Origin of the sequence: Celeribacter ethanolicus (genome assembly GCF_002407265.1) — a bacterium.
Classification (GTDB): domain Bacteria; phylum Pseudomonadota; class Alphaproteobacteria; order Rhodobacterales; family Rhodobacteraceae; genus Celeribacter; species Celeribacter ethanolicus.
Genome location: NZ_CP022196.1, coordinates 1670863 through 1696591, shown reverse-complemented (window position 1 = coordinate 1696591; position 25729 = coordinate 1670863). Strand labels below are relative to the sequence as shown.

Annotated in this window: 22 protein-coding genes, 1 tRNA gene and 1 pseudogene; 13 read left to right on the top strand and 11 right to left on the bottom strand. The window is 61.8% G+C overall.

The features are described 5' to 3' along the window. Positions 1 to 116 precede the first annotated feature (116 nt). Positions 117 to 680 carry an elongation factor P gene (efp, locus tag CEW89_RS08310; RefSeq protein WP_066706844.1) on the top strand — a complete coding sequence of 188 codons (564 nt, stop codon included), beginning with the start codon at positions 117 to 119 and terminating at the stop codon, positions 678 to 680. Between the two features lie 82 nt (positions 681 to 762). Here efp and CEW89_RS08305 read toward each other — a convergent pair whose 3' ends face one another. Both CEW89_RS08305 and ygfZ read right to left on the bottom strand, forming a co-directional pair. Then, a complete protein-coding gene (locus CEW89_RS08305; protein ID WP_096805561.1) occupies positions 763 to 1608 on the bottom strand; it encodes a 3-oxoadipate:acetyl-CoA acetyltransferase in 846 nt (281 codons plus the stop codon). Positions 1609 to 1740: 132 nt separating this feature from the next. Then, the gene (ygfZ, locus tag CEW89_RS08300) at positions 1741 to 2478 is read right to left on the bottom strand and encodes a CAF17-like 4Fe-4S cluster assembly/insertion protein YgfZ (RefSeq protein ID WP_244906174.1); all 738 of its coding nucleotides are present in this window, start codon (positions 2476 to 2478) and stop codon (positions 1741 to 1743) included. Here ygfZ and CEW89_RS08295 point away from each other — a divergent pair. Next, positions 2422 to 3183: pseudogene (locus CEW89_RS08295) on the top strand (glycosyltransferase); the annotation flags it as partial. The gene ygfZ and the pseudogene CEW89_RS08295 overlap by 57 nt on opposite strands. On the opposite strand, the gene CEW89_RS08290 reads toward CEW89_RS08295, so the two are convergent. Both CEW89_RS08290 and CEW89_RS08285 read right to left on the bottom strand, forming a co-directional pair. Then, positions 3110 to 5026, bottom strand: coding sequence for an ABC transporter ATP-binding protein (locus CEW89_RS08290; RefSeq protein WP_066706847.1), 1917 nt, complete (start codon positions 5024 to 5026; stop codon positions 3110 to 3112). The pseudogene CEW89_RS08295 and the gene CEW89_RS08290 sit on opposite strands and share 74 nt — an antisense overlap. Further along, positions 5023 to 5730 carry a phosphatase domain-containing protein gene (locus CEW89_RS08285; RefSeq protein WP_096805558.1) on the bottom strand — a complete coding sequence of 236 codons (708 nt, stop codon included), beginning with the start codon at positions 5728 to 5730 and terminating at the stop codon, positions 5023 to 5025. Before CEW89_RS08285 ends, CEW89_RS08290 begins: the two co-directional genes overlap by 4 nt. A gap of 179 nt (positions 5731 to 5909) precedes the next feature. Between CEW89_RS08285 and CEW89_RS08280 the strand changes: the two genes are divergently transcribed. Then, positions 5910 to 7109 carry a pyridoxal-phosphate-dependent aminotransferase family protein gene (locus CEW89_RS08280; protein ID WP_096805557.1) on the top strand — a complete coding sequence of 400 codons (1200 nt, stop codon included), beginning with the start codon at positions 5910 to 5912 and terminating at the stop codon, positions 7107 to 7109. Between the two features lie 87 nt (positions 7110 to 7196). Here the strand turns inward: CEW89_RS08280 and CEW89_RS08275 are convergent, their stop codons facing one another. Beyond that, positions 7197 to 8300 (bottom strand): pyridoxal phosphate-dependent aminotransferase, encoded by a 1104-nt coding sequence (locus CEW89_RS08275; RefSeq protein ID WP_096805556.1) that lies wholly within the window; start codon positions 8298 to 8300, stop codon positions 7197 to 7199. 100 nt (positions 8301 to 8400) lie between these two features. Between CEW89_RS08275 and CEW89_RS08270 the strand changes: the two genes are divergently transcribed. Next, positions 8401 to 9183, top strand: a complete 783-nt coding sequence (locus tag CEW89_RS08270) for a crotonase/enoyl-CoA hydratase family protein (protein ID WP_096805555.1) — start codon at positions 8401 to 8403, stop codon at positions 9181 to 9183. 90 nt (positions 9184 to 9273) lie between these two features. Here CEW89_RS08270 and CEW89_RS08265 read toward each other — a convergent pair whose 3' ends face one another. After that, on the bottom strand, positions 9274 to 12402 hold the full coding sequence (locus CEW89_RS08265) for a valine--tRNA ligase (RefSeq protein ID WP_096805554.1): 3129 nt from the start codon (positions 12400 to 12402) through the stop codon (positions 9274 to 9276). A 205-nt stretch (positions 12403 to 12607) separates the two neighbouring features. On the opposite strand from CEW89_RS08265, the gene CEW89_RS08260 reads away from it, so the two are divergent. Continuing rightward, on the top strand, positions 12608 to 13756 hold the full coding sequence (locus tag CEW89_RS08260; RefSeq protein ID WP_157779788.1) for a serine hydrolase domain-containing protein: 1149 nt from the start codon (positions 12608 to 12610) through the stop codon (positions 13754 to 13756). Between the two features lie 29 nt (positions 13757 to 13785). Here the strand turns inward: CEW89_RS08260 and CEW89_RS08255 are convergent, their stop codons facing one another. Continuing rightward, positions 13786 to 14217 (bottom strand): Lrp/AsnC family transcriptional regulator, encoded by a 432-nt coding sequence (locus CEW89_RS08255; protein WP_066706864.1) that lies wholly within the window; start codon positions 14215 to 14217, stop codon positions 13786 to 13788. A gap of 296 nt (positions 14218 to 14513) precedes the next feature. Here CEW89_RS08255 and CEW89_RS08250 point away from each other — a divergent pair, with 296 nt between their 5' ends. Further along, positions 14514 to 15656: a type III PLP-dependent enzyme gene (locus CEW89_RS08250; RefSeq protein WP_096805552.1), complete on the top strand. Its 1143-nt coding sequence runs from the start codon at positions 14514 to 14516 to the stop codon at positions 15654 to 15656. Positions 15657 to 15786: 130 nt separating this feature from the next. Further along, positions 15787 to 16848, top strand: coding sequence for a DUF2235 domain-containing protein (locus tag CEW89_RS08245; protein ID WP_096805551.1), 1062 nt, complete (start codon positions 15787 to 15789; stop codon positions 16846 to 16848). Here the strand turns inward: CEW89_RS08245 and metF are convergent. Further along, complete coding sequence (gene metF / locus CEW89_RS08240) at positions 16845 to 17678, bottom strand: methylenetetrahydrofolate reductase [NAD(P)H] (RefSeq protein WP_066706871.1); 834 nt, start codon at positions 17676 to 17678, stop codon at positions 16845 to 16847. The two genes, CEW89_RS08245 and metF, sit on opposite strands and share 4 nt — an antisense overlap. Before the next feature lie 94 nt (positions 17679 to 17772). On the opposite strand from metF, the gene CEW89_RS08235 reads away from it, so the two are divergent. From CEW89_RS08235 to CEW89_RS08225, 3 genes are all read left to right on the top strand, one after another. Next, complete coding sequence (locus CEW89_RS08235; RefSeq protein ID WP_096805550.1) at positions 17773 to 18678, top strand: LysR family transcriptional regulator; 906 nt, start codon at positions 17773 to 17775, stop codon at positions 18676 to 18678. Between the two features lie 118 nt (positions 18679 to 18796). Then, a complete protein-coding gene (locus tag CEW89_RS08230; protein WP_096805549.1) occupies positions 18797 to 19585 on the top strand; it encodes an inositol monophosphatase family protein in 789 nt (262 codons plus the stop codon). A 151-nt stretch (positions 19586 to 19736) separates the two neighbouring features. Continuing rightward, positions 19737 to 20015, top strand: coding sequence for a hypothetical protein (locus CEW89_RS08225; RefSeq protein WP_066706879.1), 279 nt, complete (start codon positions 19737 to 19739; stop codon positions 20013 to 20015). 102 nt (positions 20016 to 20117) lie between these two features. Here the strand turns inward: CEW89_RS08225 and CEW89_RS08220 are convergent, their stop codons facing one another. Both CEW89_RS08220 and CEW89_RS08215 read right to left on the bottom strand, forming a co-directional pair. Beyond that, complete coding sequence (locus CEW89_RS08220) at positions 20118 to 20858, bottom strand: rhomboid family intramembrane serine protease (protein WP_096805548.1); 741 nt, start codon at positions 20856 to 20858, stop codon at positions 20118 to 20120. Positions 20859 to 20864: 6 nt separating this feature from the next. Continuing rightward, positions 20865 to 21623 carry a sulfotransferase family 2 domain-containing protein gene (locus CEW89_RS08215; RefSeq protein ID WP_157779786.1) on the bottom strand — a complete coding sequence of 253 codons (759 nt, stop codon included), beginning with the start codon at positions 21621 to 21623 and terminating at the stop codon, positions 20865 to 20867. Between the two features lie 220 nt (positions 21624 to 21843). Between CEW89_RS08215 and CEW89_RS08210 the strand changes: the two genes are divergently transcribed. The 3 genes from CEW89_RS08210 (at position 21844) to CEW89_RS08200 (ending at position 23803) form a co-directional block, all read left to right on the top strand. After that, entirely contained in the window at positions 21844 to 22683 is an 840-nt protein-coding gene (locus CEW89_RS08210; RefSeq protein WP_066706886.1) for a glycosyl hydrolase, read from the top strand. Between the two features lie 171 nt (positions 22684 to 22854). Beyond that, positions 22855 to 22941: transfer RNA gene (locus CEW89_RS08205), tRNA-Leu, on the top strand. Positions 22942 to 22978: 37 nt separating this feature from the next. Next, on the top strand, positions 22979 to 23803 hold the full coding sequence (locus CEW89_RS08200) for a glycosyltransferase (RefSeq protein ID WP_096805547.1): 825 nt from the start codon (positions 22979 to 22981) through the stop codon (positions 23801 to 23803). Between the two features lie 105 nt (positions 23804 to 23908). Here the strand turns inward: CEW89_RS08200 and metG are convergent, their stop codons facing one another. Further along, entirely contained in the window at positions 23909 to 25627 is a 1719-nt protein-coding gene (gene metG, locus CEW89_RS08195; RefSeq protein ID WP_096805546.1) for a methionine--tRNA ligase, read from the bottom strand. Positions 25628 to 25729: the final 102 nt, after the last annotated feature.

Genomic DNA, 25729 nt, shown 5'->3' with positions numbered 1-25729 from the left:
TCACCTGTTCCGAAATCTCCGCCTCCTATCGCGCCACGTGTCAGCATGCTTGTCAGCCAGCGACTCGCCAGATATAGGGTGCGCTGATCCATCTTCAACCAATCGCGTATAGTCAAATGCCCAAAATCAACGGTAACGAAATCCGCCCCGGCAACGTGCTGGAGCATGACGGGGGCCTCTGGGCCGCTGTGAAAGTCGATCACGTCAAGCCCGGCAAGGGCGGTGCCTTCGCTCAGGTCGAGCTGAAGAACCTGCGCGATGGTCGCAAACTCAACGAACGTTTCCGCTCCGCGGACAAGGTCGAGCGCGTGCGTCTCGAACAGAAGGACATGCAGTTCCTCTACGAGAGCGACGGTCTCCTGCACATCATGGACACCGAGACCTACGAACAGGTCACGATCCCGGCCGACATTCTCGGCGAACGTCGCCCGTTCCTTCAGGACGGCATGACCATCGTCGTGGAATTCCATGAGGCCGAGGCGCTGAACGCGACCCTGCCGCAAAAAGTCATTTGCAAGATCGTCGACACCGAGCCGGTCGTCAAAGGTCAGACCGCTGCGAACTCCTTCAAACCGGCGATCCTCGACAATGGCGTGCGCGTCATGGTTCCGCCGTTTGTCGGCACCGACGAGGACATCGTGGTGAACACCGAGACGATGGAATACTCGGAGCGTGCATAACGCTCCGAAGTGTCTTCAATACAGTTGAAAATCAAAGCCGCTCTCTTGAGAGCGGCTTTGTTCATTCAGAGATGACGCGATTTCAGCCCGCGCGCAGCCCGAGGATCTTGCGCGCCTGCGACGGCGTCGCAATCGGGCGGCCATAGCGTTGCGCGGCATTCACGGCCAGTTCCACCAGAGCGGCGTTCGACGGCGCGAGCGTGATTTTGTCGAGGCGGATGTTGTCCTCCAGCCCGGTGCGCAGATGCCCGCCTGCCGCCGCCGCCCAGTCGTTGAGGTCGCGCTGATGCCGACCGATCCCGGCGGCGCACCACGGAATATCGTCGCCAAACAGGTATTTCACCGTTTCGACATAGAAATCGAACACGCGCTTCTCGGCAGGCATGGCGTTTTTCACGCCCATGACGAATTGCACATAGGGCCGCGCCCCGATCTGGGCGCGTTCCATCATCTCATGCGCCTTGTAGATATGCGACAGATCGAAAGCCTCGATCTCCGGCTTCACGCCATAGGTTTTCATCTCGGAGGCGAGCCAGTCGACGAGATCCGGCGGGTTCTCATAGACGCGGGTCGGGAAGTTGTTCGAGCCGACTGAGAGCGACGCCATCGGCGGGCGCAGGTGCAGCATGCCGCCACGCGCCTGACCGGCACCGGAGCGGCCGCCGGTGGAGAGTTGCACGATCATGCCGGGGCAATGGAGTTGAATGCCTTCCATCAGCCGTGCAAACCGCTCAGGATCGGAGGTCGGTTTGCCCGCGTCATCACGCACATGGCAATGGGCGATGCTGGCTCCGGCCTCATAGGCCTCATGCGTGCTTTCGATCTGTTCCGTGATGGTGATCGGCACGGCGGGGTTGTCCGCCTTCGTGGGCAGCGAGCCGGTGATCGCCACACAAATGATACAGGGTTTGCCCGCGACATCGCTCATGGTCGCCTCTTCCTTTCAAAATGACGGCCCCGCAAGAATAGAATACGGTGGCCTGCAAATCGCCTCCCAACGGCGCATGCCCCATCATGCCGCCGCCTGTGCGGATTGAACAGAAAAGAGTTTTCGATTCAGTTAAACGGTGAGCGTGGCCTCACCGGCCCTGAGCACGCCCTTGGCGCGGTCGAACCGCAGATAGGCGATTGCGCGCCCGCCCGATTGGGTAAAGAGCGTGCCGGCGGTCTTGCCGTCTTCGGTGACGATCTCTGTGCCGACAGGCGCGTGGCCTTCAATGTCGACGGTCGTGAGCCCCTTGCGCAACTCGGTCTTGTGCTTCATCCGCGCGGTGACTTCCTGACCGACATAGCAGCCCTTCTTGAAATCCACGCCGTGCAGCCGCTCGAACCCGGCCTCCAAGATGAACGTGTCGGGCGTCAGCTCCGCGCCGAATTCGGGGATGCAGAGCGCCACACGGATCGCGTCCCAATCGGCCTCCTCCGAGGGCCGCCCGTCATAGGCGCGCCAGCCCATCTCAGGGGCGCGCGGGTCTTGCACCGCGCCTTCGGGGGCAGGGCCGGGCCCCCGCGACACCGGGCGATCCGTCAGCGCAAGCGCCACCTTGGCGCGGAGTTTGTACATGGTGAGGCGTTTCATAAGCATTTCGGCCTCGGAGGTCGGAACATCCATCAGGATCGCCTCGCCTCCGGGCACCAAAAAGAAATCGACGATGAACTTGCCCTGCGGCGTCAGAAGGGCCGCGTAAACCGCGCCGTCCTCAAGACGGTTCATATCGTTGGTGATCAGCCCCTGAAGGAAATGCAGCCGGTCTTCGCCGGTGATTTCAATGACTTTCCTGTCGTTTTCCGTCGCCACTGTGTCGCCCCTGCACTTTCTCGTGTTGTGCCTCTTCATATAGGAAGGGGAAACCAAACGAAAAGCTGCAACCTTGCCGGACCCCCTATGCGCGCGCCGATTTCCGTCATCATCCCGACCCTGAATGCCACCCCCGGTTTGCGCGAGACGATGCTGTCGCTGATGGAGGGGCTGGACGCGGGGCTGGTGCGGGAGCTGATCCTCACCGATGGGGGGTCAAGCGACGGGGTGGAGAAGATGGCCGATTTCGTCGGGGCCGAACTGGTGATTGGCGAGGCCGGGCGGGGCAGGCAGCTCAAACGCGGAGCGGAGCGGGCCGAGGGCGACTGGCTTTTGGTGCTGCATGCCGACACATGGATGCCCGAAGGCTGGGCCGAGGCGGTGGTGCAGCATCTTGCGACATCCTACGACAAGGCGCTGGTGTTTTCGCTGTCCTTTCGTGACGCCAAAGGCTTTTGGCCGAAGATGACGGCGGGCTGGGCCAATCTGCGTACCAAACGCTTCGATCTGCCCTATGGCGATCAGGCTTTGCTGATCTCGCGTGAGCTGTACGACGAAACCGGCGGCTATGCCGATATGCCCCTGATGGAGGACGTCGATCTCGCCCGCCGCCTCAAGGGCAAGATCGTGCTTAGTCCTTTGCGCGTCCGAACAGACCCATCACGTTACCGAACATCCGGCTGGTGGCGCCAAGGAGCCCGGAACCTTTTCCGTCTTCTCCGTTTTCGCCTCGGGGCCGACCCCGCGACGCTTTCACGGGGCTACCGTCGATGACCGTGCGCCCGTCGGAATATTGCAGCCGGTAAAGATCGGCATACAAGCCGCCGCGCGCCAGCAATTCCTCATGCGTGCCTTCGTCCACCACGCGGCCCTTGTCCATCACCACGATCTTGTCGGCATTCTTGATGGTCGAAAGCCGGTGCGCGATCACCAGGGTGGTGCGCCCTTCCGAAAGCTTCTCAAGCGCTTCCTGAACGATCTTCTCCGATTGTGCATCGAGCGCCGAGGTCGCCTCGTCCAAGAGCAGAACCGGACGGTCGCGTAACACGGCGCGGGCGATGGCCACACGCTGCCGCTGCCCGCCCGAAAGCCCGGAGCCACGCGGCCCCACCGGCGTGTCGAGCCCGTGGTCGAGTTGGGCGGCGAAATCGGCGACATGGGCGGTGGTCAGCGCGGCCTTGAGTTTGGCCTCATCGGCTTCGGCCCCCATCAGCACGTTGTCGCGCAGGCTCTCGTCGAACAGAAGCGCGTCCTGCGAGACCACCGAATACAGCCCGCGCAGGGTCTTCAGATCGAGCGCGGTCGTGGGCACGCCGCCGATGGTGATCTTGCCTGTTACCGGATCGGCCAGCCGCGTCATCAGGTGGAACACCGTGGATTTGCCCGCGCCCGAGGCGCCCACGAGCGCCGTGGTCTTGCCCGCTTCTGCCGTGAAAGTGGTGCCGCGCAGCACCGGGCTGTCGGCATAGGCGAAGCCGACATTCTCGAACCGGATATCGGCACGCGACGGTGGTACCGGCAGGGCGGTGGGCTGAGCCGGAGAGGTGATCTCCGGGCGCTCCTCGAAAATCGCATAGATGCGCTCAAGGGACGCGCGCGCCGCCTGCCAAACGCCGGAGACGTTGCCCAGCCGACGGAGCGGTTCGAACACCAAAGCCATGGCGGTAAAGAACGACATGAATTCGCCGACGGTCTTGGTGCCTTCGATGATCTGATGACCGCCGTAAAGCAGCACGCCAAAGAACCCGAGCCCCGCCACGAGGTCCATCAGCGCGGGAATGCCCGCCTGACCGGCCTCGGATTTGATCTGGGCGCGGACCATCTGGGAAATTTCGTCGTGGAACCGACCGGCTTCGCGCTTTTCCGTGCCCGAGAGCTTGATCGTCGTGGCGCCGTGGAAAATCTCGTCGAGCCGGGTCGACACCCGTGCAGAAGCGACGCGGGCGATCCGCGTGGTGCGCCGCACGAGCTTTTGCAACATGGTCACCGGCACCGCCAGAAGCGGCGTGCCCGCCACCGCAATGAGGGTCCAGCGCCAGTCGACTGTGATCGCCACGGCAAGCAGCGACACGAGCGAGATGATGTCGCGGGCGACCACGGCCAGGATCGTGCCCCAGACGGTCGCCGCCGCCGAGGAATCGCCCCGCGTGCGTTCGATCAGCGTGCCGGGCGAATTGTCCTGAAAGAACTTGCCGTCGAGCGTCAGCATATGCGCCACGAGATCGCCCTGAAGCGCCGCTGCCACCTTTTGCCCGACGCGTGACATGATCACGCGCTGCCCGAAAGACGCCACGGCGCGCAGGCTGAACACGCCGAACACCGCCAGCGCCACCCAGAGCACCGCGCTCGATTGTCCGGCGACCAGAACCTTGTCGAACATCGGCTTGATCAGATAGGACAGCGCACCCAGCATCGCGCCTTCAGTCGACATCAGCAGGATCGCGATGAAGACATAGCCGAGATAGGGCTTGAGATAGCCCCGCCACAGCCAGGAAATCAGCTTCAGCGACGGAATCTCGGGGATATGGTGCTGTGGAATGGGTTTCATGGGAAGGACCGGAAGGTTTTGAATTCTCGGGCGGCTTCGCGGTCGTAACGCGTCAGGAACCACTCGCGGATCGGCATCGGGCCATGGGCTTCGACGTCCTTTTCATACATGCCGAGGATGTAATCGAGAACCCCGGTCTTGGTGCTCTTCAGATGCATGAACCGCGGCGACAGCATCTTTTTCGCGTCCTTGATCGAGGCGCCTTCGCAATGCAGAAGATAGAGCGCCGCCGCCATCCCCGCCCGGTCTGCGCCGGATTTGCAATGGATCAGAAAGGGTTTTTCGAGCGAGGCCAGAATGTCGATCTGTTCGACATAATCCTCGGCCTTGAGCGCCGTGCGCGCGCCCGCTTTCTTGGTGATGACAAGGCGAATGCCATGCTCTTCGCAGGCTTGGCGTTCCAGAAGCGTATAAGACACATCCTTGTCGCCCCGAAGCGACAGAATCGTCTTGATCCCCATTTTCGCATAGCGCGCGATGCGTTTCGGCGACGGCTGGTTCGACCGCCAGGCACCCGGTGCAAATTCATGGAGATTGGTCCAGATCCCGCGCAGGAAGGCATGGTCGAACAGATGGAAATGCCACATCGCCAGCCGCCTTGTGCGCGGTGTCGAGATGTCATTGCCAAAGGCGCCGACCTCGGCCCGTTCGAGTTTCTTGAACCCTTTTTTCAGCGTCTTGAACATACGGGACCGTTTCATCATGGATCGCGCCTCTTTAGCTTTCTTTCACCAATGGGGCAAGCGACGGGCTCTGCGCGGCTCGAGCCATGCGCGGAGCCGCGCCGTTTTGCAAAGCCGCGCACCCGATGTGACGCGGCGCAGCATTGACCTGCGCCCGTGGGGGCGTTACCGCTTGGACCTCTTTTGCTTCGAGGTTTTCCATGTCACTTGCCAACGGTCGCCACTATCTCGCCATCCCCGGTCCCTCCGTGATCCCCGATCCGGTGTTGCAGGCGATGCACCGTCCGGCGCCGAATATCTATACCGGTGAGCTGGTCGAACTGACCCATGGCCTCGTCCCCGATCTCAAGACCATCGCGGGCACCAAGGAACATGTGGCGATGTATATCACCAACGGCCACGGTCTCTGGGAAGCCTCGCTCACCAATATGATCTCCCGCGGTGACAAGGTGTTGGTCTGCCTGACCGGCAATTTCGGCCATGGCTGGGCCGATGTCGCCCGCCGCCTCGGTGCCGATGTCGAGACCATCGAATTCGGCAAGCACGCGCCCGTCGATCCGGCCCGCCTCGAAGAGGCTCTGCGCGCCGATAAAGATCACAAGATCAAGGTCGTGATGACCGTTCATGTCGATACGGCCACCTCCGTGCGCAACGATGTCGCCGCCATGCGCAAAGCGATCGACGCCGTCGGTCACCCGGCCGTGTTTGCCGTCGATTGCATCGCCTCGCTGGGCTGCGACCGGTTCGAGATGGACAATTGGGGCGTCGACGTGATGATCGCCGCCTCGCAAAAAGGTCTGATGACCCCTCCGGGCATGGGCTTTGTCTGGTTCTCCGAGAAGGCCCGCGTGGTCGGCAATGGCAATGATCTGCGCACGCCCTATTGGGATTGGGAAACCCGTGCCAAACCGGTGCATCTCTATGAATATTTCGACGGCACGCCGCCGACCCATCACCTCTACGGTCTGCGTCAGGCGGTCGATATGATCCTCGACGAAGGGCTGGAAAATGTCTGGGAGCGTCATGCGACGCTGGCGCGCGCCTATTGGGCGGCGGTCGACACCTGGGGGCAGGGCGGCAATCTGCGCTTCAACATCGCGGAGCCGGAATATCGCTCGCATGCCGTGACGACGCTGAGCCTCGGCGGCCCGGACGGCACGCGCCTGCGCGAATGGATGACCGAACATCTCGGCATCACTCTGGGGATTTCTCTCGGTTTCGGCGAGATCGGCTCGGACGAGGCCGCGGGTTATTTCCGCATCGGTCACATGGGCCATATCAACGCGCATATGGTGCTCGGCATCATCGGCGCGATGGAAACCGCCTTCACCGCGCTGCAAATTCCGCATGGCACGGGGGCCTCGCGCGCCGCGGCAATGGTTCTGGCCGAGCGGGTCTGATCTTGCGCTCGACAGCCAAAACGACAAAGGCGCCCTTGGGCGCCTTTTCCATTGATCTTTGATTGAGGCGTGCCGGCTTAAAAACTTTCAGCCCAGATCGGCCAGCGCCAGAGGCAGCCGTTCGGCAAACACCGCGATCTCTTCCGGCAGCCCGACCGACACGCGAATACACCGATCCAGCGGAGCAACCCCCGGCATCCGCACGAACACGCCATGGGCATCGAGCGCCTTCACCAAAGCGCGGGCATAATCGCCATCGCGGCCGCAGTCCATGGTGACGAAATTGGTCGCAGAGGGCAGGGGCGTCAAACCGTTCGATTGTGCGATCCGTGCAAGTTCTGCACGCCCTTCGGCAACCCGTGCGACTGTTTGCATAAGGTAATCCTGATCCGTCAGTGCCGCCAAAGCCCCCACTTGCGCCACCCGGTTCACACCGAAATGGTTGCGGATCTTGTCAAAGGCGGTGGCGATGTCGCGATGCGCGATCCCATAGCCGATCCGGGCCCCCGCCATGCCGTAAGCCTTTGAAAAAGTACGGAACCGGATGACGCGCTTGTCGGAGGTGTCGAGCGCCGGGCGGCTGCTCTCCGGGGCAAACTCCGTATAGGCCTCGTCGAGGATCATCAGACATCCCTCGGGCACCGCCTCAATCATCGCCTGCACGGTTTCGGCGGAATGCACCGAAGCCATGGGATTGTTCGGATTGGACAAGTATAGCAGCTTCGCGCCGACCTCTTTCGCCTTGGCGATCAAGGCCTCCGGGTCCTCATGCACGCCCTTGTAAGGCACGGTATGAAGCACGCCGCCGAACCCCGCCACATGATAATTGAACGTCGGATAGGACCCCGCGGAGGTCACCACTGCATCGCCCGGCCCAACGTAAAGCCGCACCAGATTGCCCAGCAAACCGTCGATGCCCTCGCCAACCGTCACCTCCTCGGGCGCGATGCCAAGATGCGCGGCAATCGCAATCCGCAAATCGCGGTTCTCCGGCTCGCCGTATTTCCAGATGCCGCTCAGGCTCTCCGACATGGCCGCAAGCGCCTTGGGCGACGGGCCGAAGGACAGCTCATTGGCGCCAAGCCGGGCCTCGAACCGCGCGCCGCGCAGCTCTTCCATGCGTTCGGGCGCCACGAAAGGCACGGTGGAGGGCAGGCTTTGGGCGAGGGAGGTGAGGCGCGTGTCTGTCATGCGCTTCTCCTGCCTCAAAGAACACGCCTGCGCAAGCGCCGTAACGTCAGACCTGACCATGCATTTTCGCGCTGCTAGTTTCGTCTGAGGAGGACCTGCCATGACCGTCACGCTAACCATCGAAAACCACATCGCCCACCTGACCCTCAACCGCCCGGACAAGATGAACGCGGTGACCGAAGGTCTGATCGCCGATCTTCTGGCCCGTGTGGCGGAGATCGCCGCCTCGGACGCCCGTGTCGTGCTTCTCTCCGGCGCAGGCAAGGCGTTCTGCGCCGGGCTCGACACCTCGAATTTCCAACGCTTCCTGAGCGAGGATCTCGACACGCTGGTGATGGAGCGTACCCATGGCGACGCCAACGCGTTTCAGGGCTTTTCGCTCGCGCTTCATGACCTGCCGATCCCGGTGATTGCCGCGATTCACGGCCCCTGTTTTGGCGCCGGGATGCAGCTTGCCATCGCCGCCGACATCCGCATCGCGTCCCCCGAGGCGCAACTGTCGATCATGGAGATGAAATGGGGCCTCGTGCCGGATATGGGCGGCATGGTGCTCTTCCCGCGCGTGCTGCGCTCCGATGTGCTGCGGCTGTTGACCTACACGAACGAGATCGTGCCCGCCGCGCGCGCCGCAGAGTTTGGCCTCGTCACAGAGATCGCCGAGGATGCCATGACCCGCGCGCTGGAGATCGCCACCACGATTGCGGGCAAAAGCCCCACCGCCATGCGGGCCGTCAAGCGGCTGATCGGTACAGCGGAAAGCTCGCATGACCGCGCGCATATTCTGATGGAGGAAAGCCGCGAGCAACGCGCCCTCATCGGCACACCGCATCAAATCGAAACCGTCATGGCCCAGATGCAAAAACGCCCGCCGGTCTACGACTGATCCGTTTCCTTTGCTGTGCCAAATACTCAAAACAAAAGGCCCGCCAAAAGCGGGCCTTTTTCAATCCTTTGAACCGGTCCAGCCGATCTCTCAGCCGATTTCGGAGAGACGCGCCAGAGCGGATTTGAGCTTGGCTTCTTCCTCTTCGCGCGCGGCGAGATTTTCCTGCGCCTCGGCGACAACCTCTTCCGGCGCGGAGGCCACGAAATTCGGGTTGTTCAACCGGCCGCGCAGGCCCCCAAGCTCCTTGGCAAGCTTGCCGAGGGATTTTTCGAGCCGGGCTTTTTCTTCGGCGATGTCGATCACCCCTTCGAGCGGCAGGGCAAAGACGCCGCCCGCGACCGAAATGGTGATCGCGCCTTTCGGCATCGCGCCTTCGGACACGCTGTCGAGCCGCGCAAGTTTGAGGATCAGCGCTTCATTGTTGGCGAAGGCGGTTTTGCCGGCCTCGTCCAACTCGACCTGCACCATCGGGATTTTCAGCCCCGCCGGCACATGCACTTCGGCCCGCGAGGAGCGGATTTGTTCCACCAGATCAATGACCCAGTTCATTTCCGCGCCCGCATCCGCGTCGATCAGATCATTCGACAGCTCCGGCCAGTCCGACAGCGCCAGCAGCGGACGCGCGCCATTGACCGTGCCCCAAAGTTCTTCGGTGATGAACGGCATGATCGGGTGCATCATGGCCAGCGCCTGATCCAGTACCCAGCCCATGGTCTGGCGCGTCTCGGCCAGTGTCGCCTCGTCCCCGTCGTAGAACAGCGGTTTCGAGAATTCGACATACCAGTCGCAGAACTTGCCCCAGACAAAAGCGTAAAGCGCGTTGGCCGCGTCGTTGAAGCGGTATTCCTCAAAGGCTTTGTCGACCTCGGCCAGCACCTTCACCGTTTCGCCGATGATCCATTTGTTCACCGTCGCGGTCGGCGTCGGCGTGACGCCCGGTGTGTAGCCCTCGAACACGCCGTTCATCTCGGCAAAGCGCGCGGCGTTCCAGATTTTGGTGCCGAAGTTGCGGTAGCCTTTGATCCGGTCGACGGAGAGTTTCAGCACGCCGCCGATGGAGGCCATGGACGCGTTGGTGAAGCGCAGCGCATCGGCGCCGTATTCGTCGATGATCTCCAGCGGGTCGATGACGTTGCCGGTGGTTTTCGACATTTTCTTGCCCTTCTCGTCGCGGACGAGCTGGTGCAGGTAGACGGTGTGGAACGGCACTTCGTCCACAACCGCGAGCTGCATCATCATCATCCGGGCGACCCAGAAGAACAGGATGTCGAAACCGGTCACGAGGACATCGGTCGGGAAATATTTCGACGTGCTCTCATCCCAGTTCGGCCAGCCGAGCGTGCCGATCGGCCAGAGGCCCGACGAGAACCAGGTGTCGAGCACATCCGCGTCGCGCCACACCGGGTAGACCAGCTTGGTCGGGTCCTGCGTGACGTTATATTGCGCCAGCGCGTTTGCGAAGACCTCATTGGCCTCCTGACGGGTCGCGACCTCGACCACGCGGCAGTGATTGAGCGGCGTCGGCAGATTGTCCATATCGGCGAAGAACTTGCCATGGACACCCTCGAAATCGGCGGCGCAGTGATGCACCGTCCCGCGATGCAGCATGCCGCCCTCGGTCAGAAGCCGGATCAGTTCCACCTCGTCCAGGGCGCCATCGCCCTCGTCATCGGTGAAATCCGGCGCGGAGAGGTCCAGCCCGTACCAGACCGGGATCTGGTGGCCCCACCAAAGCTGGCGAGAGATACACCACGGCTCGATATTCTCCAGCCAGTGGAAATAGGTCTTCTCGCCGCTTTCCGGCATGATTTTCGTCTTGCCGGTACGCACCGCATCAAGCGCCTTGCCAACGATTTTCTCCGCGTCCACGTACCACTGATCGGTCAGCATCGGCTCGATGACGACCTTGGAACGGTCGCCAAAGGGCTGCATGATCGGCTTGTCTTCGACATAGGGAACCGTCTCGGTCACCTCGGTCTCGGTGCCGTCTTCGTCTTTGACCTTCTTGGTGACGGTGGTCATCACCGCCAGACCTTCGTCGTTGATCTCCGAAATCACCGCTTTGCGCGCGTCGAACCGGTCGAGGCCCCGCAGGTGCTCGGGCACGAGGTTGATCGTGTCGACTTCGGTTTCGGTGAACGGTTTGCCCGCCAAAATCTCGGCGGCAAGGATCGCACTGTCTTCATAAGACAAGCCATCCGCGCGCATCGCGCCTTTGGTGTCCATCAGGCGATACATCGGCAAGCCGCCGCGTTTCGCGACCTGATAGTCGTTGAAATCATGCGCACCGGTGATTTTCACAGCCCCCGAACCGAAGGTCATATCCGGGTATTCGTCGGTGATGATCGGGATCAGGCGGCGGTGCTCTTTCGGGCCGACCGGAATTTCGCAGAGCTTGCCGACGATCGGCGCGTAGCGTTCGTCATCCGGATGTACAGCCACCGCGCCATCGCCCAGCATGGTCTCGGGCCGGGTCGTGGCAATCGAGATATAGTCGCGCTCTTCCGAGAAGGTGACGTTGCCGTCCTCGTCCTTCTCGACATAGGTGTAGGTCTCGCCGCCTGCGAGCGGGTATTTGAAGTGCCACATATGGCCGGCGACTTCGATGTTCTCGACTTCCAAGTCCGAGATCGCCGTCTCGAAATGCGGGTCCCAGTTCACAAGCCGTTTGCCGCGATAAATCAAGCCCTTGTCGTACATGTCGACAAAAACCTTGATCACCGCGTCATGGAAATTGCCTTCCTCGCCTGCGGGCGCACCCGGCGCGCCGGACATGGTAAAGGCGTTGCGGGACCAGTCGCAGGACGAGCCAAGACGTTTCAGCTGGTTGATGATGGTCGAGCCGTATTTGCCTTTCCATTCCCAAACCTTTTCAAGGAAGGCTTCGCGGCCCAGTTCGGCACGCGAGGGTTGCTGCGTTTTCGCCAGTTCCTTTTCGACCATGAGCTGGGTCGCGATGCCCGCATGGTCCTGACCTGGCTGCCACAGCGTGTCGAACCCGCGCATCCGGTGCCAGCGGATCAGAATATCCTGAATCGTATTGTTGAACGCATGGCCGACGTGCAGCGCGCCCGTCACGTTCGGCGGCGGGATCATGATGGTAAAGGTTTCATCGCGCTTCTTATGGGCGCCGGCTTTGAAAGCCCCCGCCTTTTCCCATTCCGCATAGATGCGCGCTTCTGAATCCTGCGCGTCGAACGTCTTTTCCATGGCCATCGTGGTCTCTCGCTTCGTTCCGGTCCGGGCACGGGGAAAGGCCCCGCGCTCAAGGGTCCCGCGCTTTTACCCCGCAGGAGGTGAGAGGGAAAGGGAGAAACTCCCCACGTTTCCGAGAGAAAAACCGTCCGGAGCGGGCCAAATTGACGTGGTGTTAAGCCTTGCTGTGGCATCACATCTTCCGGACCCGAAAGGAGAACACGGGATGGGCGCCGCCTCCGCGCGATTGCAAAGACTGGCCGACCGGATGATCCGAAGCGGAATGCATCGCGGTGTGACGCTCTCGATGTTCGACCGGGACACCGGGCGGGAGGTGCATGTCGGCGCGGGCAATCTCGACAGCCGGACACCCTATTTCGCCACCGGTGTCACCAAGCTCTTCGTCACCGCGATCCTCCTGCAATTGCTGGAGGAGCAGAAAATCGACTTCGACATGCCTGTCGTGCATTATCTCGGCAATTGCGCCCATTGTTCCGAGCTGCATGTCAAGGACGGGGTCGACCGCACCGGCGAGGTGACGATCCGTCATCTGATGTCGCACACCTCGGGTTTCGGCGATTATTTCCTTTACCGCATGCACGCCCGCCGGTTGCGCCACGAAATTGCCGAGGGCATCGACGGCGCCTGGAACTTCGAAGAGGTGATCCAGCGCACCCGCTCGCACGGTGCGGTCGCGGCCCCCGGGGCCTCGAAACGTGCGATCTACACCGATACGAACTACCACCTTCTGGGCCGCGTCATCGAACAGATCGAGGGCAAAAGTTTCGCCCAGGTCGTCCAGACCCGCGTCGCCGAACGTCTGGGGCTGAGCTCGACCTATATCTATTGCGACCCCGCCGACCGTCATCCGATGCCGCCCCTGTCGCGCCGCATGCAGGTCCATGTGCCGCGCACCATGACCTCGTTTCAGGCCGACAGCGGCCTCGTCACCACCTCGCGCGAGTCGCTGATCTTCGCGCGCGGGTTTTTCGAGGGCTACCTCTTCGACAAACGGGTTCTGCCACGGCTCTACACCTGGCGCCCGATGTTCTTTCCCGCCGAATTCGGCACCGGCATCATGAAGGTGCAGGCGCCGTGGTGGCTGCATCTGCCTTATCGCATGACCTTCCTGCCGCAACGTGTCCTGCACAAGCCGCCGCGTCTCATCGGGCATTTCGGTTTCGGTGGAAGCACCTGTTTCTACGCGCCCGATCTCGGCGTCTATGTTGCGGGAACGGTCAACCAACTGTCCGATCCCGTGCGCGGCATCGTCTTTGCCGTGCGTGGGGTCGAGGAGATGGCCGGCGACATCCGTCAGACGCAACTGGCCGCGCTGCGGGCGGAGCCGCACGATCGTCGGCATCCGGCGGAATAGAGGGCAGATCGCGGCCTTAAATCGCGGTCTTAAATCGCCCTGTCGAACTTGATCGACAGGTGGATCAGGCTTTCGATGTCCTGAACCCCGGTGATGCCGTTGATCTGCTCCAGTGTCTGGTCGATCTCTTCGGTCGTGTCACAGGCGATCTGCGCGATCAGATCGACCCGGCCCGTCGAGGTCGCGACCATTTCCACCTCCGGCAGTGCCTTGAGTTTGGTCACCACCGAGGCCGAACTGCGCGGCTCGACCTGGATCAGCACCGTTGCCTTGATCCGCCGCGCCAGCGCCACGTCGCCCAGCTTGATTGTGTAACCGGCGATGATCCCGGTGGTTTCCAACCGCTCCAGCCGCGCCTGCACGGTCGAACGTGCCACCTTGAAACGCCGCGCCAGACGCGACACCGAAGTCGATGAATCGGCTGCCAGCGCCGTCAGGATCTTTTGATCAAGTTCGTCCATTTTTCCGCTCCGAAATCCCGCGCGGCCCAGCGTTTTGGACCGGCTGATAAAGCATTATAAATTTGACCGGCAATTTCGTTAAATTGACCGGCATTTCGCACGATTTTACTATTTCTATCGACCAAATCAACACGCATATAGCGATCACTGAAAGACAGGATCGAAGGACGGTCGCCCGGACGAAAACGAGGCGGTCCCGCACCTGGCCTGGTTAGGATTAACCGCGTAAGCGCTATCCCAACCGGACTTTTCCCGGGCAAGATGTGGCTGCGCTCTGTTGGTAAAGGACATGACCAATGGGGCTCTCTAAAACCATCTGGGCAACGCCCAGCGAATACCTGCGCACGCATGCTCCCGAGCATCCCGTGCTGTTCTTCTCCCCCGCCATTCTGCAAGCGACCGCGCGTCGTTTTATCAAAGGGTTTCCCGGGCTTGTCACCTATGCGGTGAAATCCAACCCGGATGAAGAAGTGCTCGCCAACCTCGTGGCCGCCGGCGTCAAAGGGTTCGACGTGGCCTCCCCTGTGGAGATGGACACCATTGCCCGTATCGCCCCCGGCGCGGCCATGCATTACAACAACCCGGTGCGGTCGCGCACCGAGATCCTGCATGCCGTGAAAATGGGCGTGAAATCCTACTCCGTCGACAGCCACTCCGAGCTGGTGAAGCTGGGCGAACTGGTGCCTGCGGATGGTGTCGAGATTTCCGTGCGCTTCAAACTGCCGGTCGAGGGCGCTGCCTACAACTTCGGTGCGAAATTCGGCGCGACTGTCGAACTGGCCTCCGAGCTTCTGCTCCTTGCCTCCCAGCTCGGGTTCACCCCGTCGCTGACCTTCCACCCGGGCACGCAATGCACCGATCCGCACGCATGGGACAAATACATCCGTGCCGCCGCCGAGATCGCTCAGATGGCCGATGTCAAAATCGCGCGCCTCAACGTGGGTGGCGGCTTCCCGTCCCATCGCCTGAACGAGGTGGTGCCGCAGCTTGAGCCGACCTTCGACCTCATCGGTCGTGTGGCGCGCGAAGCCTTTGGCGACGACATGCCGGCGCTCGTTTGCGAGCCGGGCCGTGGTCTTGTGGCCGAAAGCTACTCGCTCGTGACCCGCGTCAAGGCGATCCGCGACGATGCCCATGTGTTCCTGAACGACGGTGTCTATGGCGGTCTCTCCGAGCTGCACCTCGTCGGTGTCATCGACCGCATCGGCGTGTTCGGCCCGCAAGGTGTCAAACGCGAAGGCGAAAAGGTGTTCCGCACCGTCTTCGGCCCGACCTGCGACAGCCTCGACAAACTCCCGTCCGAACTGGGCTTCCCGGCGACGATGGAAGAGGAAGACCATGTGATCTTCTACGGTCTCGGCGCCTATTCGGTCGCCACCGCGACCAAATTCAACGGCTTTGGCCAGATCACCGTGGAAACGGTGCAGCGCCACATCTGATCGTTTCTATCGTCCGGCGGCGATCATCCGGGCCGAATGTCCCGGCTCCGTGTGATCAAACCTGTGACGCAACGTCCCCTCCCTCGCAAAAGGGAGGGGATTTTTCATTTTCCCATGCTAACTCTTTCACATGGATCAGAAAAAAGGCTTCTTTGGGCGCGTTTCGCATCTCTTCAAGTTCCGCCAGCGGGTGCGCACCTCCGGCGGTCACCATTCCCGTGGTCCGCTCACCCATGTGATCATCATGGACGGCACGCTGTCCTCGCTGGCGCCCGGCGACGAGACCAACGCGGGCCTGACCTACAAGCTCTGCACAGAGGCTGCGCAGAAGACCGGTCTGGGCGCGAACATGCTGGTGCGCTACGAGGCCGGCATCCAGTGGCGTGGCTGGCGCGACACGATGGACGTGATCGAAGGCCGCGGCATCGACCGGCAGATTCAGCGGGTTTATGGCGCCTTGGCCTCACGCTATCGCCCCGGCGACCGCATCTTCCTGTTCGGCTATTCCCGTGGCGCCTATGCGGTGCGCTCGCTGTCGGGCTTCATCGACATGATCGGCCTCCTGCGGCCCGAAGAGGCGACCGAACGCAACATCCGCACCGCGTATCGCCATTACCAGATGGCCCCGCACGCCGCCTCCTCGCATGCGTTTTCCGCAGGCCATTGCCATCCGCGGGTCGAAATCGAATTCTTAGGCGTCTGGGACACGGTCGCGGCGCTGGGCATCCATTTCCCGCTCCTGTGGCGCTATTCCACCGTATTTCACGAATTCCACGACCAGATGCCCGCCACCTGCGTCAAGCGCGCCTATCATGTGCTGGCCCATGACGAATCGCGCGCGGCCTATGAGCCTGTGATGTTCGAAACCAACCCGGACGCCCCGATCTTCGCGGGCAAACGTCAGGTTCTGCAACAGATGTGGTTTCCGGGCACCCATGGCGATGTCGGCGGGCAATTGTCCGGCAGCAACCCGGAGCGCCGACTGTCGAACGCCACGCTGGTGTGGATGCTCGACAAGGCGGAAGCGGCGGGGCTCACCCTGCCGCAAGACTGGCGCGGGCGTTATCTCGCCGACCCGCACGGACCCTCGGTGGGCATGAACCGCGGCTGGGGCAAGTTCTTCGTCCTGCGCGAGGCGCGCGTGGTAGGGGCGGACGCCTCGGAGGTCCGGCATCCGGCGCTAAAGCGTTAGGCCACGCCCAGATTCGCGCAGACTGCCTTCGTCAGTGTCGGTCGGTTCAACGTGTAGAAATGCAGATCCTCGACGCCTTCCGCGATCAGTTTTTCACAGAGTTTCGTGCAAAGATCGACAGACAGCTTGTGGTGATCCTGCGAATGCTCGAACGCGGCCTCATAGCTGATCGGGATCGGCGTGCCACAGCTCGCGGCGAATCTCTGAATGCCCTTCCAGCTTGTGATCGGCAGGATGCCGGGAATGATCTCGCCCGTGATCCCCGCGCGGGCGCAGCGGTCGCGGAAGCGGAAGAAATCCTCCGGCTCGAAGAAGAACTGGGTAATCGCCGAATCGGCACCCGCTTCGAATTTCTGCTTGAGCCAGGTGATGTCGGAGGTTTCATCCGCCGCATCCGGGTGCGGGTCGGGATAGGCGCCGACACGGATCTTGAAATCGCCGGTGGCCTTCAGCGCGGCGATCAGCTCGACGGAGGTCGCAAAGCCGCCTTCCGCCGGGGTGAATTTGCCCTGACCTTTCGGCGGATCGCCCCGCAGCGCCACGATCTCGTTCACACCGACGCTTTTATAACTTTTTGCAATCGCGAGCGTTTCCTCCCGCGTCGCATTCACACAGGTGAGGTGCGCCGCGACGTTCCAGCCGTATTTGCGGGTGAGCAAAGCCACGGCGTCATGGGTTAGCTCACGCGTCGTGCCGCCCGCGCCATAGGTCACGGAGACGAATTCCGGCGCCATATCGCCCAGCACCTGAAGCGTCTCGAACAGAGAGAAACAGGCTTCGATATCCTTCGGCGGGAAGAATTCGAAAGAGATTTTGGGCGCTTTGGTCATGGTCTGGTCCTCATTGCACTGACGGCTCTTGTGTCACGACAGGCCATGTGAGACAAATTCATAATTCTCAAGATCAACATGAGCGCCATTCAAGATGCACCTCGAATTCCGCCACTTGCGCACGATCAAGGCCATCCATGAAGAAGGGGGGCTGGCGCGCGCCGCCGACCGGCTCAACATCACCCAATCCGCGCTCTCCCACCAGGTCAAGGGGCTTGAGGATCAGGCCGGGGTGGAGCTGTTCGTCCGCCGCTCGAAACCGCTGAAACTCTCGCCCGCAGGCATGAAGCTGCTGGCGCTGGCCGAAGACGTGTTGCCCAAGGTGCAGGCGCTCGAGGACGAATTCCGTGGCATCGAAGAGGGCACTTCGGGCCGTCTGCACATCGCCATGGAATGCCATGCCTGTTTCGACTGGCTCTTTCCCGTGCTCAATCAGTTCCGCAAGGCCTGGCCGGAGATCGACGTCGACATCCGCCAGCGTCTCGCCTTTGGGGCGCTCCCCGCACTCGAACGCGAGGAGGTGGATTTCGTCATTTCCTCGGACCCCGAAGACATTCCGGGCATCACCTTCGTGCCGCTTTTCGATTATGCGCCGATGTGCGTTCTCTCCGCGAAATCGCCTTTGGCCGAGAAGCCCTTTCTCGAAGCCGGGGATTTCGCCGATCAGACCCTCATCACTTATCCGATGGACCGCGCCCGCCTCGACGTGTTCAAGACCTTGCTGACCCCCGCCGGGATCGAACCTGCGCAACAGCGTCAGGTCGAACTGACCGATGTGATCCTCATGCTGGTCGCCGCGGGGCGGGGTCTTTCGGTGCTCCCGGACTGGGTCATGCGCGACATCCGCAACCACCCGGATTACGCCATCCGTCCCCTGACCGCGACCGGCATCACCCGCCGGATGTACGCCGCCGTGCGCGAGGACGATGTGAGCAAACCCTACATGGCCCATGTGCTGCGCATCGCGAAAACCGAAGCCGTGAAGCTCCAGCGCGGGTGAAACCCGGCGGAACCGACGATTTTCCGCGCATTTCTTTGCCCTGAAACCCTTGGCAGGGCGGGCTTGGCGGCGTATACGCCCGGTTTGAACATCTCAACACCTTTCGGAGCCCGGACCCATGCAAGGCAGCGCCAATCTCAATGTCATGATCAAAGCCGCCCGTGCGGCAGGTCGTTCGCTGGTCAAGGATTTCCGTGAGGTCGAGAACCTTCAGGTTTCGTCCAAAGGCGCCGGCGACTTTGTGTCCAAGGCCGACATTCGCGCCGAAGAGATCATCCGCGAGACCCTGATGGAGGCGCGTCCGAATTACGGCTGGACCGGCGAGGAAAGCAAACCCGTCGAGGGCACCGACCCGACGCGGCGCTGGATCGTCGATCCGCTCGACGGGACGACGAACTTTCTCCACGGTCTGCCGCATTGGGCGATCTCCATCGCGCTCGAGCACAAGGGCGAGATCGTCTCCGGCGTCGTCTTCGACCCGGCCAAGGGCGAGCTGTTCTGGGCCGAAAAAGGCGCGGGTGCCTGGATGAACGACACCCGCATCCGTGTGTCGGGCCGCAGCAAGATGATCGAATCGATCTTCGCCACCGGTTTGCCCTTCGGCGGGCGCGGCGATCTGCCGGAAACCCTGCGCGATCTGGCGCGGCTTCTGCCCGCCACTGCCGGTGTGCGCCGCTGGGGCTCCGCCGCGCTCGATCTCGCCTATGTGGCCGCCGGTCGCTACGACGGCTTCTGGGAACGCCGTCTGAACGCATGGGACATGGCCGCCGGTGTGCTTCTCGTGAAGGAAGCGGGTGGGTTCGTCGAAGGGCTGCACCCCGAGGACAACCCGGTCGACAGCGGTGAAGTGATCTGCGGCAACGAAGCGCTGTTCGAGCGGTTCGCGGCCATCATCCGCGTAGCCTGAACGCAGTTTTCCGCATGACGCTTGCTCCGGCAGGGCCGCACCGCAGGGCGCGGCTCACGGAAGCGTGAGTTTTCCTCGCAAATGCGCGGTTCCTGCCCTGATTTCGTCGCTTTCTCATGGAAAGCTGATCGGGATCATCGGAGGGATAGACGTGATTGACAGATTCAAACATTTTTGCGCGCTCTTCCGTGCAGATGACGAGGGGGCTGTGACGGTCGACTGGGTCGTGCTTGTCTCGGCCATCGTCGGGATGAGCATCATGGTGCTGTCGATCATCTGGCAGGGGGCCTTCACCTTCTCGATGCGGTTGAATTCCGAAGTCGAAAGCATGGACGTCGTGAATTATACCGACGCCTCGGAAGACAACTCTTCAGCAGAAAACGCTGCAGAAGACAACACCGCGGAGCAAAGCTCTTCGGCCAGCTTCTAATAACGCCATTCGTTCAAAGCCGTGAGCCCCAGCCTGACGGCCGCGTCTGCCGTATGCAGGACGGTGCGGGCAGGATCGTGTGGCTTTTGCTGTCCGTGGTGATCAGCGCCGGCGCCGGACAATCGGTACGGAGCTTCGGGCATAGCGCGCCGCGGCATGCACCGGTCGTCCGTGGGTGCGCTGCCAATAGATCGGTCCGCCAAGTCGAAGCCAAAGTGGTAGGGCCAGCACCACCCCCGCGACAAAGCCGCCGACATGCGCCAGATGCGCCACCCCGCCGGCGCCCGCCGTCGAACTCAGCTCCGCCACAACCTGAAGCGCGAACCAAAGCCCCAGCATGACCCAGGCGGGCAGGGGGAAGACCTTGAAAAAGATGATGAAGATGAACAGCACATCGACCCGCGCTTTCGGGAACAGCAACAGATAGCCCCCCATCACCCCCGCAATCGCGCCCGAGGCGCCCACCATCGGCACGCGCGATCCGGGGTCCGCAAGATATTGCGCCATCCCGGCCGCAAGCCCGCACAGGAGATAGAAGCCGAGATAGCGCATATGCCCCATCTCGTCTTCGAGATTGTCGCCGAAAATCCACAGGAACAACATGTTGCCCGCGATATGCATGACGCCCCCATGCATGAACATGGAGGTGAGAAACGTATCGTAGCCGGAGCCCTGGCTGATCCGTGCGGGCAGAAGCGCCCAGTCCGAATAGATCGACAAAAGCGCACGCTCGTCGCCATAGCTCGGCAGCATCGCCAGAAACACCGCCAGGTTCACCGCGATCAGCGCATAGGTGACAAGGGCGGGACGGCGCGAGGGGTTATGATCGCGGATCGGAAACATCAGACCTCAGCCTCGCAGGCTCTGGTAAAACGCGATGTCCCGCGCATAAAGCGCCTCGATCAAAGCGCGCTCCCGCACACTGATCTCAAGCTTCTTCTTGCGGGAATCCGTCGCATGGTGCAGCACATTCTGGAGCCCTGAAAACTGCCCGAAATAGGTCATGCAAACCCGTTCCAGAAAGGGCTCAAGCCGCTCCACCGTCCCGACATCATAGCGCTCGATCGGACCGGGGATCATGTCGAGCTGCGGCAGGTAATGGCCATTCTGGTAATAGTCATTGTCCCGCAGCGCGATCAGGAATTGTTCCAGTGTGGGGATCGTTTCTTCATCGCCGGCATAGCGATGCTGACGGATGAAGGCGGCGCTATGCCCCTTGTCGCGCCATGCGGAAACCGCACGTTCAACGGGGTCGCGCAGCACGGTAATCTTTGCCGCGGCCTCGAATTCACGCGGCCAGGGCAGCATGTTGAACAGGGCTTTGAGCCGATTGATCCGCACATCTTCCAGCCCTGGCCGAGAGGCGTTGGCCATCGTGCGCACGATGGTCGAATTGGCGCATTTCGGCAGGCGGGCGTAAAACAGCTTCTGCGCCGGGGCATAGCAGACACGGGACATCGCGGCCTGACGCGCACGCTCCGGCAAGAGCGCCGTGACCGGATAGCTGTCGGGGGAGGCGTACCGGGTGCGCACCAGACGGTTGCGCAGATTGCGTTTCGCCATCGCTGCAACCGGGGCGTTTCGTCCGGTCAGGCCGTTGTCTGACATGAGCGCTCTTTCTGCGAAAGGATCGGTTTTCTTGTGCGGCGAACACATGGCCGGGTCAAGAGGCGCGCTGACATCCGCTGCGTCGCTGCGCTGCGGCGTGTTTCCGCGCGCCTTTCCTTCGCACCGGCAGAAACACGCCAATTGTCCGGGCTTTGCCACAATCTGGCCGCATTCATGACCTCTTGCCTTTATAGCCTCGCAAAAACCCGACGAGGCAGCGATGCTCAAACGACTTCTCTTAGCGGCTCTCATGTTCATGCCCACGGCGCTGTTCGCGGACAAGGCCGGGATCGGCGCGTGGGAAAATTCCAACCAGACGATGTTGCGCTGGATCGAGGACGCGCCTGCGCTCGATTGGTATTACACTTGGCGCCCGACCCAGATGTGGTCGAAAGACACGCGCCGCCGCTCCGTCGAATTCGTGCCGATGATCCGCGACGCAGGGGATGTGAACAAGAAAATCGTCTCCGACCTGCCGGTGCGCACGCTTCTGGCCTTCAACGAACCGGATTCCCGCAAGAGCGCAGGCAGCAATCTGTCCGTCGAACAGGCCGTCGCCCTCTGGCCGAAACTCGAAGCCCGCGGGTTGCGCCTCGGCAGCCCGGCGGTGACCCAAGGCCAGACGCTCGGCAAAACCTCATGGCAGGGCCGCTTCATGGCGCAGGCGGAGGCCCGTGGCCTGCGCGTCGATTTCATGGCGGTGCACTACTATTCCACCAATGGCGACGTGAAGGCGTTTGAAAACTGGCTGCGCGCGGTGCATGCCGAATATGGCCGCCCGATCTGGGTCACGGAATTCGCCTATATCGACTGGTTCAATGTCCGAAGCGCCAATTACGCGCAAAATGCCGCTTTCGCCGAGGCTGCCATCCTGATGATGGAGCGGTTGCCCTTCGTCGAACGCCACGCCTGGTTTGCCGCCAATCCCTATCCCTATGCCGGAGGCGCGCCGCAGATCAATCTGGTGTCCAATACGTTGCAACCGACTCCGGTCGGCGTCGCTTTCGACCGTGCTCTGAGCCGTATCGGTGCGCGGCGTGTGGCCTCCGCCGAAGAGTGACGTCGCCGCTCCCCGCCCGCAAATCGGCTTGCCTCCGCTCCCGCATCCTGTAACGCTCCGCCGCGACATGTTTCTCCCTGCGCCCTCTGGGCAAGCCGGGGGCAAGATGTTAGGAGGCGGGCATGGCTTGATCCGGGGCAATCGGCCCGATCTCTTGCCCGGATAAGGCAGGCCCGCGTGGTGGAATGGTAGACACAGAGGACTTAAAATCCTTAGGCCGTATAGGCCGTGCCGGTTCGAGTCCGGCCGCGGGTACCAGGGTCTCCGGAAGACCGTCTGAGCAAAGGGATGCGCCGTGCAATTCACGTCCGAAGTCATCATCGCGACCTATAACAAGCCGGACTATCTGCGCCTGTGTCTCAAGAGCATTGCGGAGCAGAGCCAGCGTCCCACCTCGATCTGTCTGGCCGATGACGGCTCCGACGCCCGGATCGACCCGGTGATCGAAGCGTTTCGTGAGGCCCATCCTGATCTGCCGCTGCGCCGGTCGTGGCATGAGGATCAGGGTTTTCGCAAATCCGTCGCGCTGAACCGGGCGATTGCCGGCTCGACCTGCGACTATCTGGTGTTTCTCGACGACGATGTGATCCTGCACCCCGAGGCTCTGGCGCGGCATTTCTCCTGTGCCACGCGCGGGCGCTATCTCACCGGCTCGCTGATCCGTCTCGATGCCGATCTGACGGGGCGGCTTCTGGAGGCGCAGAGCTATGGCTGGGCAGAAGGCCGTCTCGCGGGCTGGACTCCGAAAGGCCGCTCGCAATGGCTGAAATCCATGCCCTTTCCGTCCGGTGTCATGGCGCTTTTCGACCGTCTCTCGCCGGTCGCACCGAATTTTCAGGGGGCCTGTGCCTCGGTCTGGCGCGACGACGTTCTGCGGGTCAACGGCTTCGAGGGCAACATGTCCTATGGCGGGCTCGACAAGGAAATCGGCGTGCGGCTGCGCAATGCGGGCATTCGTGGTCGCCATGTGCGCTATACCGCCCCGGCTTATCACCTCGACCACGGGCGGTCCTATGCCGACCAGAAGGTCAAAAGCGCCAACCGCGCCTATATTCTCGCCCTGCGCAAATCCGGCGAGACGCGCGCGGTGAATGGCATTGCCGAACTGGACGCCGTCTGAGCGGTCCGACAAAAGTCCGACAGGTGTCCGACGCAAATCCGACACTAAAAAAGCCCTCCGTCTGGAGGGCTTTCTTGTCTTATTCGAACATTTGCGCGATGCGGCTTAGCTGCGAATCCCGGCGAATTTGGCCTGCCACTCTTCGCGCTGCTCGTCGTCGATCTTGGCGAAAAGATTGTCGGGAACGACGAAAGCATGACCGGGTTTCAGCGCCTCAAGCGCCCCCGCAACGTCCTCGGGCCAATCGAGATCCGTCAGCGCCAGAGCGGTCTGGAGCTTGCCCGCCGTGTCGGGGATGAAGGGCGCGGAGAGGCGCGCGTAAAGCCCGATCAGGTTGAGGCCCAGACGGACCTGTGCGGCAGCCTTCTCCGGGTCTTCCTTGAAGGTCGACCAAGGGGCGGCCGATTGCAGATACTCGTTGCCCGCGACCCAGATGGCGCGGAGCGCATTGGCGCCCTTCCGCACGTCAATTGCGTCCATATGGCTTTGATATTCCGCCACTTTCGCGGTCAGGTCGGCAATCAGCGCCTGTTCCTGTTCGCCATATTCCCCACCTTCCGGCACGGTTTCGCCAAACTTGGAGCGGCAGAATTTGGTGATCCGCGAGACGAAGTTGCCCAGCACATCGGCGAGGTCTTTGTTCACCGACACTTGGAAGTTTTCCCATGTGAACTCGCTGTCCGAGCTTTCCGGTGCGTGGGACAAAAGCCACCAGCGCCAGTAATCCGACGGCAGGATCGACAGCGCCTGATCCATGAACACACCGCGCCCGCGCGAGGTGGAGAACTGGCCGCCGTCGTAGTTCAGATAGTTGAACGATTTGATGTAATCGACCATCTTCCACGGTTCGCCCGCGCCCAGCATGGTGACCGGGAAAGACAGGGTATGGAACGGCACGTTGTCCTTGCCCATAAATTGCACATATCGAACATCGTCGGCGCCTTTGTCCGTGCGCCACCAACGCTCCCAGGCCTCGTCCCCAAGCCCTTGTTTCTCGGCCCATTCCGCGCCGCAGGCAATGTACTCGATCGGGGCATCAAACCAGACATAAAACACTTTGCCGTCCATGCCGTCCCAAGGCGCGCCCTCGAATTGCACCGGCACGCCCCAGCTCAGATCGCGGGTGATCCCACGGTCCTGCAAGCCGTCGCCGTCGTTCAGCCATTTCTTGGCAATCGACGTGGTCAGAACTGGCCAGTCGGTCTTGCTGTCGATCCAGTCATTGAGTGCATCACGCATGTTCGACTGTTTAAGGTAGAGGTGTTTCGTAACCCTTTCCTCAAGGTCCGTTGCGCCAGAGATCGTCGAATGCGGGTTGATCAGATCGGTCGGATCGAGCTGTTTCGTGCAATTGTCGCACTGATCACCGCGCGCGCTGTCATAGCCACAATTGGGGCAGGTGCCCTCGATATAGCGATCCGGCAGGAAACGCCCGTCTGTCACGGAATAAATCTGTGTCTCTTCAACCACTTCGATCAGGCCGGCCTCGTAAAGCCGGGTGGCGAGATATTGGGTCAACTTGTGGTTCTGCGCCGAGGACGACCGCCCGAAATGGTCGAAGGACAGGCGGAACCCGGCGGCAATCTCGGCCTGAACGTCGTGCATCTCGGTGCAATAGTCTGCGACAGGCTTGCCCGCTTTCTGCGCCGCGATCTCGGCCGGGGTGCCGTGTTCGTCGGTTGCGCAGAGGAACAGGACCTCGTCGCCCCGCGCCCGGCGGTACCGCGCGTAAAGATCGGCAGGGAGCTGGGAGCCCACGAGATTGCCGAGATGCTTGATGCCGTTGATATAGGGCAGGGCGGAGGTGATGAGCGTGCGTGCCATGTGGGTCGTCCGGTCGTCCGTTACAGATATCTTCCCGTTTCTCTATCGCGCTTGGCGATAAAGAGCCAGAGGTGAGGCGATGCCCATGAAAAAAGGCGCGCG